Raw genomic sequence first — 18260 nt, forward strand, 5'->3', positions numbered from 1 at the left:
GTACAGTTCCTCGGTCGTTCAACGCATCGTCACGGCCGCCGCCCGGTTCTCCTCGTTCCGGGATGCCGCCGAGGCGGTGCGGATGACCGGGGTCACGATCAGCGACAACCAGGTGCGCCGACTGGCTCACGAGGTCGGGCACGAGTTGATCGCGCGGCGCGATCGGAAGGCGGTCGAGCACCGGCGCCGCCAGTTAGAGCCGCGGACCGCGGTGGTGCCCGTGGCCGTGGTGGTCGAGGTCGATGGGGGGCGCATCCGCACCCGCGCCGCGGGCGCCGGCCCGGGTGTTCACGAGGCCCAGAACAAGGAGGACAAGGTGGCGTGCCTGGCCACCCTGAGTGGCCCCACGTTCGCCACGGACCCGTGCCCCGAGCCGCCCGAGTCGTTCCGCTGCCCGCGCCGGGTGCGGCGCCTGGTGCAGCAGATGAAGGGCCCGGCGGGCGAGGTCGCGCCCCCGGAAACCGTGGACGAATCGACGCCCCCGGTGCCGGCCGGGGAACCCGAAGGGGCCGAGCGGTGGTCCCCGACGCGGTTGGTGCGGACGTGCGTGGCGAGCCTGGAGGGGAGTACCGCGTTCGGCCCGATGATGGCCGCCGAGGCCCAGGAGCGGCGCTTCTATGAGGCCCCGCGTCGGGCGTTCGTAGCCGACGGTCAGGCGTACAACTGGACCATCTGGCGCGGGTACTTTGGTGCGTTCGAGCCGATCGTGGATTTCCTGCACGCGGTGTGTTACGTGTTCTCGTCGGCCGCGGCCGTGAGCCCCGATGAGGCGTCGGGTTGGTCCCAATACGTGGCCTGGATGCGCGCGTGCTGGCAGGGTCGCGTTGGAGAAGTGCTCACCGAACTGGATCAGTGGCAGGCGCGGCTGGGTGAGCCCCCACCGGGTGAGGCGGCGACGGCCGAGGAGCGCCGGGACCCGCGCCGGGTGGTGGCGCACGCGCGGACCTACTTGGGGAACAATCGGGATCGCATGGCGTACCCGCGATACCGGCGCAACGGGCTACCGACGACGAGTAGCTTGGTCGAGTCACTGGTGGGCGAGATCAACGCCCGGGTGAAGAGCACACAGAAGCATTGGACCCGGCCCGACGGTGCCGAATCGATCCTGCAACTGCGGGCCGCCGTGCTGAGCCAAGACGACCGGCTCCCACGGTTCTTCGCCGAACGGCCGGGCTCCTCGTTCCGCAAACGAGATACACTCTGCCACAAATCAGAGGGTGCCACAGCACAAACCGTGGCGTGACCTCAGACAACTGACGGATGCCGTTTTTGCGCACCACGGCAGCCTCGCCCGCTTCCCACACTCGCGGCGGCAAGCACGCCTCATCACCCCGCCGCCCGCATCCGCCGCGCCAGCGTGCCCCACACGCTGGGCGGCGTCTCGACCACGCCCGTCACGAACAGCCACACGTCGTCCTTGCCAGCGACGCGCACGGGTATGCGCTGCCCCTGCCCGAGCCCGAGCTGCTGCCTGTCCCGAGTCGAACCGCACTCTCATCCCGCCGTCTGTCTCGACCCCGGATCTGTGTCGTTTTCCGCCTATACCGGGTGGTGTTCGTTCCGAACGTCGTGGCGTGCCTGCGGTGCCATCAGTTTAATGAGGGATCGCTCCGGGTCCGTCCGTGCGGGTGCTGTGCGGTGCCCGAGCGACCGGGGTCCAAAACCGGTTTCGTTTGTGACGGGCATGACGGGGCGTTTCTGTTACTCCTGGTTGCACTCACAAACGGCTCGACGTTCGGCGGTAACTCCGGCGTTCACGAGTGTCGCGGGGCTGTAACGGGGGTTCCAGCCCGATCCCGTGCAGCAGGGAGCCGACGGGGGGAGGACTGGACAGCCGCTGTCGCCCAACTGGCAATTCGCTGCTACTTTGCTGGGGCATCGCTACCCATGAATCACGTGCTCGAAACCGGTGTGAAGTCCTTGGGCGAAAGCAAAATCGTTTCCAACGGTGTTCGATCGCCGTGCGGTAATGTGCGATGGTGGTGGAACTTGTAACAAATTCTATTCGCAGGATCGGTTCGCCCCTGCGAATAGAAACCGGCGCCGAAAACGTTGTTGGGTAGTGGTTCCGATTCCCAGAAGTGCCCGAATGACGGAAATGCTGCGAAACAATACCTCCGGCGCCGACGGTTCGGCACGGTAGCAGTCCGCGAACGGGACGGGACGCCCCCGCCCGGGGCTGACTCGGGCGTCTCCCCTTGACCTTAAACGTAACCCTAACCTGTGCAGTCCGAAAAAGCGCTTGCGGTGGCGTTTTTGATGAGTGATTCCGGGTGGTGTGAAACCACCTCGAAGAACGTATCTGGCATCGTTGCGGTCGCTATTGCAGGAGCCTTCGTCGGGCGGGCTCGCTATCGTGACGCGCACCCCATGCCAGGATTTCGTCAGGAACTTTTAGTAGGCCGGCCGCGATTCCGGCCAAAGAGTGGAACGCGCGCGGTCGTTCTTGTCGGACGAGTCACGCACCACCCTCACGCCCTCACCAACCGGTGGAGCGTGATCTCCGGGCGCACGTTGAACCGCACCCGCAGCGTGTGCCCCAACCCGCGGTTGATGTACATCGACCGCCCGTCGCCGAGGTCGAACGCCCCGGCGGTGTACCGCTTGTTCGCCACCGGTAACAGCGGGGGCGGGAGGAACGGCGGCTTACACTGACCGCCGTGCGTGTGCCCGGACAGAATCCACCCCCGAAAACGTCCCCAATCTACCGGCCGGTCGGCCGCGTCCGGGTTGTGACACAGCACCACCGTCGGTTCGTCGGCATCGAGTCGTGGGAACACGGCCTCGGGCTTGAAGTTTGGACACCAGTAATCGTCCACGCCCGCGATCCGCAGTCCCGCGACCACCCGGCTCTCGTTCCGGAGAACGGTTACACCCGCGCTACTAAGTTGTGCGGCGACCTCGGCGCCCGCCCCCAGATCGGACCAGGCGGTACCAAAGTCGTGGTTCCCGAGCACCGCAAAAGTTCCGAGCGGGGGTGGGTCCAGCGCTGCGAAAATCGTCTCGATGTCGTGCGCGTGTGCGCCCACCGCTCCGTGATCGGTCACATCGCCGGTCACCACCACAATGTCGGGCCGGAGGGCCGACAGGTCTCGCATGCACGCGGCGAGGTAATCCGCGTCGACTCGTGCCCCGCTGTGCAAGTCGCTGACCTGCGCGAGCGTTTTCCCGTTCAGTTCGGGTGGCAGGTTGCGGACCGGCATGTCGTGGCGGACCACCGTGACCCAGCGCGGCTCGATCCGCCACGTGTACAACCCCACGCCGAGCGCGGCGCCTGCGCTGCCCATAAGGAACCGCCGACGGGTCAAGCGCCACTTCATCCGTCACCCTCGTGTCGTGAACTCATCCCCGATCGATGGTGACAGACGGCCGCCCACCCGTCTAGCCCAGCCGGATTCCCGGCGCGCCGCCGGAACCGCGGCGCGCTGATAGCTTGTCTTCGCGGGGTTCGTGCTCACACTCTTCACGGGAGAACACCTTATGGCTGACAAACCGCTCGCGGGGAAGGTCGCGCTGGTTACCGGGGGCTCGCGCGGGATCGGCGCGGCCATCGCCACCCGGTTCGGTGCCGACGGGGCCAAGGTCGTCGTCAACTACGCGCGCAGTGCTGGTGAAGCCGAAAAAGTGGTTTCGGGCATCAAGCAAGCCGGCGGCGACGCGATCGCTGTGAAAGCGGACGTGGGCCAACCGGCCGAGATCCTGCCCCTCTTCGAGTCGACCGTCAAGGCGTTCGGCAAACTCGACATCCTGGTGAACAACGCTGCCATCATGCAGCGCCTGTTCCTTTCGGATGTCACCGCCGAAACCATCGACGCGCACTTCAACGTGAACGTTCGCGGCTACCTCCTGTGCTCCAAGTACGCCGCCGAGCGCATGACCTCCGGCGGGTGCATCATCAACATCGGCAGCGCGATCAGTCGCATGGCGTACCCCGGCGCGGTGGTTTACACCGCAACGAAAGGGGCGGTCGATCTCATGACACGTGTGCTGGCCGCCGAACTCGGCCCCAAGGGTATCCGTGTCAACGTCCTCGCTCCTGGGTCTACCATCACCGACATGAACAGCGAGAAGAGCGGCAAGACGCAAGAGGAAGCGGACCAGGAGATCGCAATGACCGCGCTGCGGCGCCAGGGCCTACCGGTGGACATCGCCGACGCAGCCGCGTTCCTGGCATCAAACGACGCCCGCTGGATCACGGGCACTTGGCTCGACGTGTCCGGCGGCATCCGGTTGTAAAACAGTGTGCGGCACAGAGCCGCGCGTAAAAGAACCGGCCGCAAATCATCGAGGTGTCGCCCATTCACCTCAATGACCGCGGCCGGTCTGCTGAAACATACCGCTCGATTCCGCCGGTCTAACACGAAGCGGGTTCAAACGAGCCGCCTCCGCCCTTCTCGCCCAATCTCCATTCGTTGCCTGCCTTTACAGCCGGTTGTCGCACTTCGTGTGCGTGACGATAACCATGTACTCATGCGAGAAACACCAAGCCAACGGACCGAAAAATGGGCGGAGCCAGCCCGTAGTCGGCTTTTCAAGAGGCTTGCGGCGTTTCAGGGCCGATGTCGCGCTCATCGGACCGGTGCTCCTCGCAAAGATAAAAGCTGCGCCGGAACACAGGCACGAACCAACACAGTTTGTGCCACCCGCGGTGCTGGTGAACGGCCGGCCGCTCGCACCTCTCGCAGCGCCGCACGCTGCCGTCGGCACGACGAACAACCGCGGCCTGGAGCGCGGCGTCGTACTCGGCGATCTGCTCGCGGGTGATTCTGCGGCGGTCGAGTTCCCCCTCCATCAGGTCGAGCGCAGCGGGCTCCATACCGTCGCGGTAAATCGTGACCCTGTCGAGCAGTTCCGCCGTTGGGGCGCGGCGGATGTATGCGGCAATCTCTTTCAACGGCAGGTGCATCGGCTTGGCTCCGATCAGAACCGGTTCGGGGGCCACGGGGTTCAAAGATGGGTGACGTGATTCGGGGAACTTCGGCGCCGGTTTCGGCGTCAAATGTGGTAGGTGTCGGTGCCAGGCGAAAGTGAAAAACGGTAGACCGCTGCCGTTTCACTGGTCTAAACTACCGGAACAACCACCCCCACAGTTTACCCGTCCCGGACCGCAACGGGATCGCTCATTGACGAATTCCACCCTCCAGGGGAAGGCGAATGACCCGCTACCTGCTCTTGCTCGGTGCGCTGCTGGTCGCAGCCGGGCCGTCGGTCGCTGACGACGAACCGAAGCCGCTGACCGGCGGCATCTCGCCCCAAACCGCTAAAATCAACGAATTCATCGCCAAGGGGTGGGAAGCGGCGGGAGCCAAGCCGGCGGCGAAGGCCAGCGACCACGAGTACATGCGCCGGGTCTTCATCGACCTCATCGGGCGCATCCCGACGGTCGAAGAGATCCGGGACTTCGAGCAGGACCGCGCGGCGAACAAGCGCGTGCGGCTCGTCCAGCGGTTGCTGAACGAAAGGAAGTACGCCCCGAAGTCGAACGGCCGGCCCGTCACCGCGGTCGCCGGGCTGTCGAAATTCCCCATCGACTACTCGGCGGCCTACGCCCGCAACTTCGCCGAAATCTGGTCCGTGTGGCTGCTCACCCGCAGCGGGTTGGACCCGATCTACCGCGAACAGTTCATGATGTGGCTGGAGGATCAGCTCGATAACAACGTTCCGTACCGCGACTTCGTTACGGGCCTGATTACTGCGACCGGCAAGAGCAACGACAACGGTGCCGTTCACTTCGTCTTCCGACACATCGGCGACCCGATCCAGGCCGACGCGAAGGGCCAAAAGGTCGACCTGGGCGAGTTCGGCAAGTACGACAACGTGCCGGTCACGTCGCGTGTGACCAAAATGTTCCTGGGCATTCAGACCCAGTGTACCCAGTGCCACGACCACCCGCAGGCGAAGGAGTGGCTCCAGGCCGACTTCTGGGGGGTCAACGCGTTCTTCCGTCAAACGGAGAAGGTCGGCACACAGAACACCATGCAGAAGAAGCAGACCGCGACGGCGAACTACGTCGAGCTGCGCGAGATGCCCGATTGGAACAAGAAGGGCATGGTGCTGTACGAGCGTCGCGACGGCCAGCGCAAAGCCACCTACCCGGTGATGCTGAAAGATCTGGCTCAGTCCGAGAAGGGCGAGAAATCCACGAAAAACCTGATCTCAGCGCCGGCGACGGCCAAGACCCGTCGTCAGACCCTCGCCGAGTGGGTCGTCCAGCACGACAACTTCGAGAAGGCGCTCGTGAACCGGATGTGGGGCCACCTGTTCGGCCGCGGGCTCCAGAAGGACGCCACCGTTGACGACTTCAAGAGCGACAACGAGATCGTTCACCCGGAACTGCTCACCTACCTCGGCGAGCAGTTCAAGCAGTACAACCACGACACGAAGAAGCTCCTGGAGTGGCTCTGCACCTCCGACGTGTACCAACTGAGCCACGTCGCACTGAAGGGGCAGGCCGACCCCAAGTTCGACCCGTTCTTCGCCCGCATGCCGCTGAAAGCACTGTCGCCGGAGGTGCTGTTCGACTCGCTCTCGCTGGCGACGCGGGCCGAGTCCCGGCTCAAGGACGCCGAGTACAAGGCCCTGAAGGCGAGCTGGACCGGTAAGCTGGTCCGCAACTTCGGCGACGACGAAGGCAACGAGACGACGTTCAACGGGACCGTCGTTCAGGCGCTGCTCCTAATGAACGGCAAGGACCTCAACAACGAGGTGGGGACCACCCGCGACAAGGGCGTGGTCGCGGACGTGGTGAAAAAGCACCGCGGCACCCCGTCGCCCATCTACGACGAGTTGTTCTTGATGACCGTGAGCCGGCACCCAACGCGTGAAGAACTGGCGAAACTCGAGCAGATCCGCTCCGGGCGCGCGACGATCACGCTGGGGAGCGGCGGCAGCGCGTCGTCCGGGGGCAAGGGCGCGAACCCGCCCAAGAGCGGTCCCGTACCCGTCCCGGGGGCCAACCCAGACGACATCACGTACTACCAGGACGTATTCTGGGCGCTGCTCAACACGAACGAGTTTATGCTAAATCACTGATTGAAACCGGCACAGCGAGCCGCGCCACCACGGAAGCGACGCCGCCCCGCGACAGGTAGTCGCGGGGCGGCGTCGCTGAGCGGAGATATCCGCGTCGGCTCGCACTTCAGTACCTACCCGCGGCGAGCACATTCGATCAACACCTCGTAAAGCCCCGCACCATTCGTTCAACGGCGGAACCTAGAAAGAGGGGCCTAAGCCTCGTCGCTTCTACGTCGTCCCCGTGCTCGCGGCGCCTTCGACCGACGGAAGAGGACTGTTGGTCGTGCGGGTGTGCCACACGTCCAGCACCGCCACCGTCACGGCGAGAATAGCCGGCCCGAGGACGATGCCCGATGCACCGAAAAGGGCCAGCCCGCCGATGAACGACAGCAGCGCCGGCACCGGGTGCAATCGCATCCGCCCGCCCGCGAGCCACGTGTACAACAGCGTGTCCACAAGTACACTCGACCCAACGCCCCATGCCACCAGCGCGACGGCACCTCCCCAGTGATCCGTAAGCGCGAGGTACGCGGCCGCGGGCACCCAGATGAGGAAGATGCCGGCGACCGGCAGCATACTCACCACGAAGACCACCACACCCCACAGAATCGGTGCGGGCAGACCCGTTGCCCAGAACAGTAGCGCGGCATTCACCCCGTTGATCGCGCTCGTGACGAGAGACGCGTACAGGTTCGCGTGGACCGAGCCGCCGGCGCGATCGAATACGCGGTCGGCTTCTTCGGGCGTAACCGGGAGCAACCGCCGGGCGGCGCGGAGAAATTGATCCCCGTCCCGGAGCGAGTAATAGAGGATGTAAATAGCAATGGCGAGTTGGAGCAGGAACGCGACCGATCCGCGGGCCAGCCACATCCCGTTGCCGAGGTATTCGCGGGCTGCTTTCTTCGCTTCCGCTTCCAGGTTCACCTCGGGCCGTTCCGCCCACGCGACCGCGTCGCGCAACACCGGCGTAGCTAGCATCCGCTCGCGAAGCGTGCCTTGCACCGCCTCCTGTTGCGCTTGCTCGGTGGACGAACTTACCTCGCGCGCCACCTGCTGGGCGACGTACCCGCTCGGGACCGCGACCAGGAGAATCACCACGGCCGAGGCCACGACCGCAGCACAGGTGCGGTTCGCAGTCACCCTCCGGAGCCACGAACTGAGCGGCCACGCGATAATCGCCAGTGCAACTCCCCAGGTCAGCGCCGGCAGGAACGGGACCGCGAGCGCGGCACTGAGCCCGATCAGCAGCGCGGTGAGCGCCGCAAGGGCGTACGGCCGGAGCCGCTCGCCGGTTGCCGCCGGACCTTCCTCGCGAACGAGTTGCTGACCTGCTTCGTGTTCCTGTCCGGTCGTGAGAGCAGAGGGCGGATGACCGTGGCGCACTATTTGACTCCTCGTCAGCGGCTAATTGCCAGTGATGAGCCTCAGCCAAAGCAAATCAGGTGCCAGGAGCCGGCGCGGACAAGCAGCCGTAAAACGCAAAAAGCCCGACCGTTCGGTCGGGCCTCGGCATGAGCCGTGAGCTACCTTACTTGTCGCTCTTGTCCTTCTTGCCACCGCCGCCACGGAACTCGACGGAGGTCAGCTTCGATTCCTTGGCCTCGAACGTCACCTTCGTGCCGACCTTCCCGTCCTTGCCCTTGCGCTCAGCGGCCTTGGCCAGCGCCTTCAGGTCCGATTCTTTGGACTCGGTTTTGCTCTTGGTCGTGATCTTGGTGTCCTTGTCGACGGTGTACTCCTTGTCGTCGATCGTGACCTTCATTTTCTCAACGTCGACCTTGCTCACGAACCCTTCGGCAGCGATTACAATCCCGGCCGAGAGGCACAGGGACAGCGTGACCATCATCAACTTGCGCATGTGGGAACTCCTGAGGGGGTTTCTGACCGGCCCCGGCGTTAGTCGCCGGGGTGCGATCACGATTGCGGCTACCCCACCGGGGGCAATCGTAAGTAACCCAACACACCACAGCAACCATCGGCTCGCCGATTCATCCTTTTCTCATCGACTTTCTAATCATGAGTGTCGGAATCAGGAAAAGTAGGGCGGAACAGTCGATTTAGATTCGCCAACTTTTCACGGAACGACGTGCGAAGTCAAATGCCCCTCGCGGGTCAAACCACTGCCAGCCACGCGATTCAACGCACGTAGTACATCGCTAATGCCAGCCCGGCACGCCGCATGGGTACAACGTGGCCGTCACAAAAGAGCACCCCGAACACACCGGTGTGGCGGTTCTCGGGGTAATGGTTGATCCAGTCAGCGTCATCAGGGGGCCAGGGAAGCCCCGGAGCCAACCCGGCTGGTAAGGTCCCGTTGGTCGCGCACTGTGGGGACCGGCAGTGCTGCCACACGTACAGCACCTGACTGGTGCCATTCCCGTTGGCCACATCCGTTAACCGCTGTCCGGCCGGGCCGCCGATCACGCTGTTGAGCGCGTAGCTGAGTTGCAGCGACTGGCCGAAGGTCGGGCTGCCGGGGAGTGCGTCGAGCCCTTTCGGGCACTGAAAAACCTGGGCGTTGCCCTCCAGATACGGCCACAGCATCGCGCGGGTCGGGTTGTAATCCGGCAGCGGCCGTTCGGCGTAGCCTACGCGGTCGTCAAACGGCCCCCAGTACACGCCGTCCCGACCAGCAGGGGGTAACCGCTCGTCGTGGTCCAGCGCGTAATGGTGTACGGCCAGCCCGATCTGCTTCATGTTGTTGGCGCACTTGATGCGCGCCGCGGCCTCGCGCACCTTTTGGACCGCGGGGAGCAGCAGGCCGATCAGAATCGCGATGATCGCGATCACCACCAGCAACTCGATCAGGGTGAACGCAGGACGGCGAGGGTGGGAGCGCATCTCGGTTTCCGTTCGGGTGGGGCGTCCGGTTATCATTCTCCGCTGAACGGCCTGAAACGTGGTAGTGCGAAATTCGTTTGTGGCAACGTATACGGGGGCGTAATGAGGCTGGTGCGCGTGATTTCGGGCGGACAGACCGGTGCGGACCGGGCCGCACTCGTAGCCGCAAAGGCCGCCGGCCTCGCGACCGGGGGGTGGATGCCGAAGGGTTTCTTGGCCCATGACGGCGAGCGCCCCGAGTTCGCCTCACTTTACGGGCTCCGCGAGCACGAGAGCCCTCGATACCCGCCGCGCACCGCGCTCAACGTGAAGGAATCCGACGCCACCCTTCGCTTCGCGACCGACTGGGCGTCGCCCGGCGAAGCGCTCACGCTCAAAATGATCGAGCGGTACGGGCGCCCGCACCTTGATGTCACACCCGGCCGGGGCGAAACGGTCGCAACCGTCGTCGAATGGCTCCGGCACCACGACCCGCACGTGCTAAACGTGGCCGGCAACTCGGAGCGCACGTCGCCGGGCATTGAGGCGTTCGTCACGGCATTTCTCGCAGACGTGTTCGCGCAACTCGTCCGCCCTATCTGACCGACCTCGTTACGCTCGTCACCGCAACCGGCCCAAGTGGGCCGGTTCCGCCCGCGCGCACTTCGAGTTGTAAGTTTCACGGACACACTGCTTGAAATACTAAGTATAACTATTTATCATCTCGTTCGAGTTGCACATTTGCTGCTTGTCGAGGGTACCCGACGTGACTTCTACCACGGTTCGTTCTCCGTTGCGCGCCGCGTTCACCTTGATCGAGTTGCTGGTGGTGATCGCGATCATCGCGATTCTGATCGGCCTGCTGCTCCCCGCGGTCCAGAAGGTGCGCGAGGCCGCGGCGCGCATGAGCGACCAGAACAACCTGAAGCAGCTCGCGCTCGCGTGCCACAACTTCCACAGTGCGAACGAGCGGCTCCCCGGGTACCAGCCGGCCCCGACCGGGTCGTCGGTGGCGTCCTACGGCTACTCGGTACATGCCTTCATCCTGCCCTACATCGAGCAAGAGCCGCTGGGGCGAATGTTCGAACCGAACACCCAGCAGTTGTTCTTCGGCAGCGCGCCGTTCGGCACGTTCAACGCCGCCCTCGCGTCCACCGCCGTGACACCGGTGAAGACGTTTCTGAACCCCGCCGACGGCCAGGACCCCGTTTACGCGATGTCCGGCGGCGCGCCTCACGCGGGCACCAATTACGCCGTCAACATCGGGTCCGGGCTGGATGCGAACGATGCCGTAAACAACCCTGCGCGGAGTAACGGCACCGACCTCCGGTTCCCGTCGGACGGGCTGTTCTGGTCCGGCTCGCGGGTGCGCCTCACGGACGTTGCCGACGGCACTTCGAACACGCTGATGATGGCGGACATCCTCCGCGGCACGAACGCGAGCGTTACCGGTACGGCATACGCGGCCTTGGCCCCGGAGCAGCGGCGCCGCCTGTACGCGAGTGCCAGTGCCGGACGTAGCGCCGTCGGAACGGCGCCGGGCGGGCTGAACCCGGTCCTCAAGACCGCGGACGCGACGGCCGCCACGAGTTGGACCGGTAACCGGGGCGGGTCGTGGATCTGGGGGCAGCCGTATACGAACGGGTTCAACGCCGCCCTCACACCGAACAGCTCCACGCCCGACGTGGCCGGACACGGACAGGGGTGGTTCTCGGCGCGCAGCCCGTTCGCCGGCGGAGTTAACGTCGCGCTGGCGGACGGAAGTGTTCGGTTCGTGCGCGACTCGATCCCGATCGCAGTGTGGCGCGGGCTCGCGACACGGGCGGGCGGCGAGGTCACCGGCGGGAACGATTTTTGACACGCCAACCCTGCACGATCAGCGGCACATCTTTCACGTCGGACAAGGTCAGCGCGCGCTTCTTGAGTAGCGGGTGGGGGGGCGATCAGCCCCCATTCGAGCGAAAAGAGGTGCCGGTACTCGATCCCGGCGGCACCTTCGTAAGGCGCCGCGACGCCGAACGCGAGGTCCGGATCGCGGAGCAACGCGTCCTCAATGTCGCGCTCGGTGCGGGCGCTGAGGCGCACGCGGGGTCGCCGGGAACGCGCGGTGGAACCGGCGGACGGCGTCGAGCATCGCGTACATCGTCAGGTATTGTGTGGCCGCGACGTGAATCTCTTGCGGGCCGTCGCCGGCGCGTTCGCCGAACCGCCGGGCGGCTTCGAGGAACGCGACCGCATGGGGCAGGAACAGTTCCCCTTGCGGTGTGAGCGGTGACCGCCGACGCGGCCCGCGCTGCTTGTGGTAGAGCGGCACCTTGAGGGCCGTTTCGAGCGCGACGAGCCGGTTGCGCAACCCCTGCTCGGTGAGGTGCAGCCCGATGGCCGCGGTGCGCAGGCTCCCGGCGCGTGCCAACTCGACCAGCGCCGCGACCTGATCCGTTGACACCGACGGCACACGTTCGGCCACAGCACGGCCCGTCTGAACAACAGTTGTTGTGCGGGTTCCCAATTTACCGCGACCGGCGCCCCGAGCCAATCATGTGGTCGTGGTAACGCGATGACCAGCCCGCAGCGCGCCAAACACCCGTGCGCTGCGGCCGAGTGCCCGACTTCACTCGCGTTCGCTCGGCTCTTGCTCGATGTGCCCGCGGCGCTTCTCCAGGTACGCGAACAGCGCCAGCACCGCCACGCCCAGCACGATGCCCGACGCGTACCACACCCACGTCTGTTGCAAGTTCACCGCCGCGTGCCAGATCATCGCGAACACATCGAGCAGAAGGAACCCGGCCCCGAGGTAGATGAACGCACGCACCCGGAGCAGCACGCCGGCCAGCACCCCGAGCACGCACAGCGCCGCGAGGACCACCGGCAACCACCTCGACTTCCCCACGCCCGCGATGAACATGTCCGCCGCCGAGGCGACGTAGATCATCGCCACGCCGGCGTACCGCATCGTGTTGGACGCCTCGGGCGAGAGCCGGTGCCGGTTGATGTGTTCGGACACCAGGAGAATCAGCGCGAGCGGGATCACCCACGCCTGTGGGTGAACGAAGAACGGTACGTCGCCGTGGGTAAGGGCTGCCCACAGCGCCGCGTTGGTCGCCAGGGCCGCGAGCAGCGCCCATCCGAACGACCGCTTCGAGAGCGCCACCAACCCGTAAACGCCGCCCGCGAGGAACCACAGCCACGCGTAGGTATCGAAGTGCTGCGGGAGCTTTTCCAGGTAACCGAGGATCGGCTCCAGTCCCGGAGCGGTGTCGCGTGCGAACTCGGAGACGGGGGCCGACGGCTTCGCCCAGAACGCGAGCAGCGGCACCAGCGGGAGCAGCGCGCCGGTGCGGCGGAGCGGCAGCGCGAGCACCTCGACCTTTCTCCGCTCAAAGAACTCGGCCAGCCCGATGCCCGCGTAGGCGAGCGCCATCACCACAAACGTCCAGAACTTCGCAAGCTCCCCCCGGAACAGCCCCGGCACGTTGAATCGGATCTGCAAAAAGAACAATACGACCAGCAATTCCGCGATGTACACGTATGCGGTGCGGCGCGTCGGACGCAGCTCGAACGGGTCACGGTCTGGTTTCAGTGCGAAGCGGAGGGCGAGGGCCGTCAAGCTCGCGACCGCGGCCAGTATCGCGAGGGCGGCCTCGCGCGCAAGTGGCGTGCGGCCTTTGACGGGATCAAACACCGGCACCTGCTGCACAAGGTTCAGGCCCAGCACGACGAACGCCGCGACCGCGGCCCATCCTCCGACGATGCGCACCACCCGGCGCCAGTGTTCGCTCACACGCGGCACCGCCACGCTCCCGCCCACGGCGGCGATCACCAGTGCGACGAACAGCCACGCGTTCCGGTGCAGCCAAACGTGCGGGGGTGTTGGGTCCGGCACCGCCCACCCGAGCGCCGCAAGGCACCACACCACAAGAGCCGCGGCTGCCATGCGGAGCGCATTCCCGACTTCGGTGGCGTAAGTCCGGGCCAGCACCGCGAAGCTGATCGCCAGAAGCGCTGCGGCGCCCGAGTTCGCACACCGGGACAGCAATTCCGCCGAGGTAAGTCCGCTGTGTATCCCAAACGCGACCGCAACCGTGGCGAGCAGCGACAGCCCGAGCGCGGGCCACTGCGCCTGAGGAGACTGTGGTAACCGGAGAACCGACCCAACGAATCGGTCGGACCCGAGGCGCAAGCACGCGACACCGAGTGCGTATGCAGAGAGCGCCAGAGCGGTCAGCGGGATGCTCCACACCGGTCGCGGCGCCCACTCACTAACGATTTGCGGCTCCAAGTCGCACACGGTGAGCAGTACCGCGAGCGTGCCGGCCACGAACAGCGCCGGCCGGGCGAACCGCGCACGCGCGTCCCAGAGCCCCACCGCACACGCCACCGCAATCGCTCCCAGCGCTCCCCACTTCAAACCGGCAGGATCGGACCCGGCTCCGGTGAATGTGGGCGCGAGACCAGCGAGAAGGAACGCGAGCGCCGGGACGAGTGCCCCGTCGAGTGGTTCCAGCCAGGGGGCCGAATCGTTCGCCGCGCGCTTTCGGGCACGAACGACGCCCCACACGGCGATCGCGGCACCAAAGCCAGTCGCGTTCGTGAGGAAGAACCCGGACACGGTTCTGGGTCCCTCTGCGACCCACACGAGGAGCGCGGCCAGGTTCATCGCCAACCCAGAGGTGTACGCGAACGCAAGCGCTCGAGTGTGTAGCGAGACCGCTCCCAGCGCGACCGCCGCTCCGATCGCCAGCCCGGCCGGCAGCCACGGGCGCCACGGGTCCAACTCGCCGGCGCGTAGAGCACACAGCACGAGCAGCGCCGCGAAGCAGGTGAGCCACCACGCTCCGAGTTTGACGTGCTTGATCGTCGCGAGGAAAGCCCCGCTCACACCAAGCCACGCGAGCGCCATCACATGGAACGACAGCCACCGGCCGGGCTCGTCCCACCGGCGCGCCGCCGAGGCGGCCAGGACGCCCGCGAGCAGCCCGGAGAACGCCAGGATCAGTGAAACGGCTTCCGGTTGTTTACGGCGTGCGTGCCACACGCCCGCGCCGGCGACCAGCACGAGCGCTCCCCAGCCGAATACACCTAGCGGCTCGACGGCAACGGCCAGAGGTAAGTCCGGGCGCGTGAAGATGCGCGTTCCCGGCCCGAAGCACACCGCAAGAAGTGCCCCGAATCCGATCAGCACCTGCACGGTGAGCAGAGTTCCCCCCGGCACGCGGCGCTCGACCGACAGCCAGCCCATGGCCCACACCGCCGCACTACTGGCGAGCACAAGCGCGAGGTGAACCCATTCCGTATCGTTCAGAGGGTTCCCGCGGAGTACGACGCCCAGCGCGTATTCGGCGGTAAGGGTAGCAACGAACACCACTCCGCCCGCGAGGGCATAACCCGCCGATCGCTCGCGGGCCGCGCTGACCGCCAGCCCGGCCACGACCAGCGCGAGCGGCACGAGGTTAGACGTGAGCGCTCCCATCTGGGCGAACGCGGAGGTGCCGAGCGGCCCGCCGGGTTCCAACCGCTTCAACCCGAGTTCGGCAACGAGCCCGGAGAGTGCCACAACGGCGCCGGCCGCCGTCGCGAGCGCCGCGAGCAGGACTAGGTGCAAGTGCGGCGAAGGGCGCACGATGAAACCCAGCGCCTCTGCCGAACGCCGTGCAGACGTACGCAGAGCCACCAGTCCCGTCCCCGTGAGGAACGCGCCGGCGAGCCCCCACCGCAAGGCCGACGCCGTCGCGACCTCGGGGGCGAACGTCCCGGCCCAGACCACAGGCGCCGCGAGCGCGACCAGTGCGAGGCCGAGCGCGTGGACATCGGTGTCGCGTTCGAGTGTTGACAGCCGCCACGCCACCCCGACCGCCGTTGCGAGCAGGAACAGCAGGCCGAACGTTGTCTGATCGAAGGCGTGCGCGGGTACCGCCAGCCTGTCGAGACGCCAAGCCAGCGGGCGTAATTCCGCTGCTATCCCGGGCGCCGTCGCCGCGGCCGTGATTAACAAAAACCCAAGTACGGTTGCACCGAGTACGAACCGCTCCAGCGACAGCGGGTCGTCGCACCACAGCTCACGGGCACGAGGCACCGGCCGGACGGCGCGCCGCGCGAGCGACCAGCCGATGGCCAGCAGCCCGAGAGCGTACCCGAACGCACACAGCACACGCGCATCAGAAAGGGGAGCCGTTCCGGCCCACCAATCCTGGCGCTCGGCCCACCCCAGAGCCGTCAGCAGCCCCGCGAGTGTGACCGCGGCCTGGAACGCCGAGAATCCGCCGCGCTCGCGCCACAACAACGAGAAGCTGAGCCACAGGAGACCGAGCCACACCGCGAGTACCGCGAACGTGCCCGCGTAGCCACCCACCCACGGGAGCAGTAGCGGGACTGCAAGGGCCGTCGAGAGTCGCGCGGACCAGCGGAACGGGTCGCCGAACACACGGGCCTGTCGGCGGCACAGCACCGCCGCGGCGGTCATGAAAGTGGCGTGCGCGAGGACGGCCGTTTCGATCGACACCAGTACCGGCTTTGCGCCCCAGGTGAAGACACCGAGGTGCAGGCACCCGAACAGGGCCGCCAGTGAACCGGCCCAGGTGAAATACGGCCCCCCGGTCAAACGCGCGAGCGCGACGAAGGCGAGCGCGAGCGCGAACAGCGTTCCGGTGTGCCACGCGGAATCGGGTGCCAGTGAACTGATTGCGAACACGGGGGCTAACACACTCGCCCCGAAGGCTACATCCCGCCCGGCGCGGCGGAGCAGGGCGGTCGCAGTGTGGTGCGCGTTCCGGATTGCCACGGAGACGAGGGCAAGGAACGCCGCCTCGGCTGCGATGACAAATCCCCAATGGTCGGGCTGGCGCGGCGCCTGCGCCCACAGCGCCCAGAGCGTACCGACCAGCGCGACCCACAACCCGGCGGACGCGACCGCCCGGCGCTCGCACCGGTAGTTGCTCGCGATCAGCCCGAGCGCGAGCGCGCCGTGAACGACTGCCGCGGTCACGGGGTGATCCGGCCCGTTCCAGCTCACGATCAGCAGTCCAAGCGCCCCGACGCACAGTCCGCCGGTCGCGTAACTCCGGGTCTGGTGGGACCCACGCCGCGCCAGCACCTCGGCGAGCAACCCGAGCGCCAGTGCGAACCCCGCGAGTATCACCCCGTTCACGGGCGCCTCAAACGCCGCGATCAGTCCAGCAGGGTTGGTCCAGTTACCGGCGAGGCCGTGGTACCCAAGCATTGCCGCCAGGGCCAACAGCGGGATCGCGCCGGCTTGGACCCAGGAGAGGTGCTCGCGGAACGCGACGCGTGTCAGGTGCGCCCCGGCCGCACTCGAGATGAGCAGAAGTGCGAGCGGGTCCGGCCACGCGAGCGCCAGCGCGGTCGTGACCGCGCCGAACCCCGCGAGCGCCACCGCGGTTCCCGCGGCGCGGAGCCCGCCGGACGCGACCCGGCGCAGCACCAGTATCCCGGATTCGATCACCGGAACGCCCGCCAGGGCCAACGGAACCGCGAGATCGGCGAGCCGTGCGGCAAGTCGTGCGGCGTCGCCCAGGGCGTCGCGCACGGCGTACAGCCCCCATGCCGCCGACAGCGCGAACGCGGCCAACCCGACGAACATCAGTACCGCCGTGCCGCTCCGGTCCGAAACCGGTTCGTCGCGACGCCGGGGGCCGTACCACGACAGCCCGCCGAGTGTCGCCCCGCACGCGACCGCGAAGCACGCCAGCGGGAGCCACGGTGACACGAGGTTGGCGGGAAGAAGCTGTGTCCCGGCGGCGCCGATCACCGCGAGCGACAGCAGCCAGCGGCGATCCACCGGCCCGGGCAGGTGCTGGGTCCCGATCAGATCCCGCCCGCCGGTACGCACCACTCCCACAAACGTCGCCAGTGCCAGCGCTTTCACTGCCAGATCGACGGCCCAGTGCGCGCCTTCGGTGAACGGCGCCGCGAGTAACAGGAGCGTGAGCGGGGTGAGCAGCAGAGCGATGACGAGCATCCCGCGGCTGGTGCCGCGCAGCTTCCACCGGTGCAGCGTGTACTGGCCCGCGCCGAACAGCCCGAGCGTCACCGCCGCGGACAGCAAAAACTGGAAGTACGGGATCGCTTCGAGCGTCTGCCGGAGCGTGACCACCAGCGCGATCGAACAACCAACGATGAGCAACCCACCGACCAACTCGCCCCAAAGGATGTTGTGCGCTTCGAGGAACCCCGGCAACCGTTGTGCGGGCTCCTTGGACGGCTCCGCACGGCGCGGTTCCGGCTCTTTCGGTGCCACGGGTACGCGTAAAGGCGGTTCAGGCGGAACCGAGGCCGCCGGGGAGAGCGGTTTGACGGCGCTGATCGACGCGACCGGTTCGGGCGGATTCGCAACGGCGGGACGAGCCGGACGGGGTCGGGTGGGGGGCGGGGGTGTTGCGGGAAGCCTTTGAAGGCTCCGGGCGCGGGCG

At 66.6% G+C, this 18260-nt stretch carries 11 protein-coding genes and 1 pseudogene; 5 read left to right on the plus strand and 7 right to left on the minus strand.

What is annotated here, in order from left to right:
• Nucleotides 1-82: 82 nt before the first annotated feature.
• A complete protein-coding gene (locus GobsT_RS15330) occupies nt 83-1243 on the plus strand; it encodes a hypothetical protein (protein WP_010035719.1) in 1161 nt (386 codons plus the stop codon).
• A gap of 1228 nt (nt 1244-2471) precedes the next feature.
• Here the strand turns inward: GobsT_RS15330 and GobsT_RS15335 are convergent.
• Complete coding sequence (locus GobsT_RS15335) at nt 2472-3320, minus strand: metallophosphoesterase (protein WP_010036832.1); 849 nt, start codon at nt 3318-3320, stop codon at nt 2472-2474.
• Nucleotides 3321-3480: 160 nt separating this feature from the next.
• Here GobsT_RS15335 and GobsT_RS15340 point away from each other — a divergent pair, with 160 nt between their 5' ends.
• Nucleotides 3481-4236, plus strand: coding sequence for a glucose 1-dehydrogenase (locus GobsT_RS15340; protein ID WP_010036834.1), 756 nt, complete (start codon nt 3481-3483; stop codon nt 4234-4236).
• 295 nt (nt 4237-4531) lie between these two features.
• Here GobsT_RS15340 and GobsT_RS15345 read toward each other — a convergent pair whose 3' ends face one another.
• Nucleotides 4532-4906, minus strand: coding sequence for a hypothetical protein (locus GobsT_RS15345; RefSeq protein WP_148087752.1), 375 nt, complete (start codon nt 4904-4906; stop codon nt 4532-4534).
• A 248-nt stretch (nt 4907-5154) separates the two neighbouring features.
• Here GobsT_RS15345 and GobsT_RS15350 point away from each other — a divergent pair, with 248 nt between their 5' ends.
• Complete coding sequence (locus GobsT_RS15350) at nt 5155-7032, plus strand: DUF1549 domain-containing protein (protein WP_010036838.1); 1878 nt, start codon at nt 5155-5157, stop codon at nt 7030-7032.
• 210 nt (nt 7033-7242) lie between these two features.
• On the opposite strand, the gene GobsT_RS15355 is transcribed toward GobsT_RS15350, so the two are convergent.
• The 3 genes and pseudogenes from GobsT_RS15355 to GobsT_RS41055 all read right to left on the minus strand — a co-directional run.
• Nucleotides 7243-8397 (minus strand): AI-2E family transporter, encoded by a 1155-nt coding sequence (locus GobsT_RS15355; RefSeq protein ID WP_010036840.1) that lies wholly within the window; start codon nt 8395-8397, stop codon nt 7243-7245.
• Nucleotides 8398-8542: 145 nt separating this feature from the next.
• Nucleotides 8543-8872, minus strand: coding sequence for a hypothetical protein (locus GobsT_RS15360; protein ID WP_010036841.1), 330 nt, complete (start codon nt 8870-8872; stop codon nt 8543-8545).
• 665 nt (nt 8873-9537) lie between these two features.
• Nucleotides 9538-9855: pseudogene (locus GobsT_RS41055) on the minus strand (DUF1559 family PulG-like putative transporter); the annotation flags it as partial.
• A 102-nt stretch (nt 9856-9957) separates the two neighbouring features.
• On the opposite strand from GobsT_RS41055, the gene GobsT_RS15370 reads away from it, so the two are divergent.
• Both GobsT_RS15370 and GobsT_RS15375 read left to right on the plus strand, forming a co-directional pair.
• Nucleotides 9958-10437, plus strand: a complete 480-nt coding sequence (locus tag GobsT_RS15370) for a YpsA SLOG family protein (RefSeq protein WP_010036843.1) — start codon at nt 9958-9960, stop codon at nt 10435-10437.
• A gap of 163 nt (nt 10438-10600) precedes the next feature.
• Entirely contained in the window at nt 10601-11692 is a 1092-nt protein-coding gene (locus GobsT_RS15375) for a DUF1559 domain-containing protein (protein ID WP_033197990.1), read from the plus strand.
• A gap of 192 nt (nt 11693-11884) precedes the next feature.
• Here the strand turns inward: GobsT_RS15375 and GobsT_RS15380 are convergent, their stop codons facing one another.
• On the minus strand, nt 11885-12301 hold the full coding sequence (locus GobsT_RS15380; RefSeq protein ID WP_010036845.1) for a LysR family transcriptional regulator: 417 nt from the start codon (nt 12299-12301) through the stop codon (nt 11885-11887).
• A gap of 144 nt (nt 12302-12445) precedes the next feature.
• Complete coding sequence (locus GobsT_RS15385; RefSeq protein WP_029600752.1) at nt 12446-18088, minus strand: hypothetical protein; 5643 nt, start codon at nt 18086-18088, stop codon at nt 12446-12448.
• Nucleotides 18089-18260: the final 172 nt, after the last annotated feature.

Origin of the sequence: Gemmata obscuriglobus (genome assembly GCF_008065095.1) — a bacterium.
In the GTDB taxonomy this organism is placed as follows: Bacteria; Planctomycetota; Planctomycetia; order Gemmatales; family Gemmataceae; genus Gemmata; species Gemmata obscuriglobus.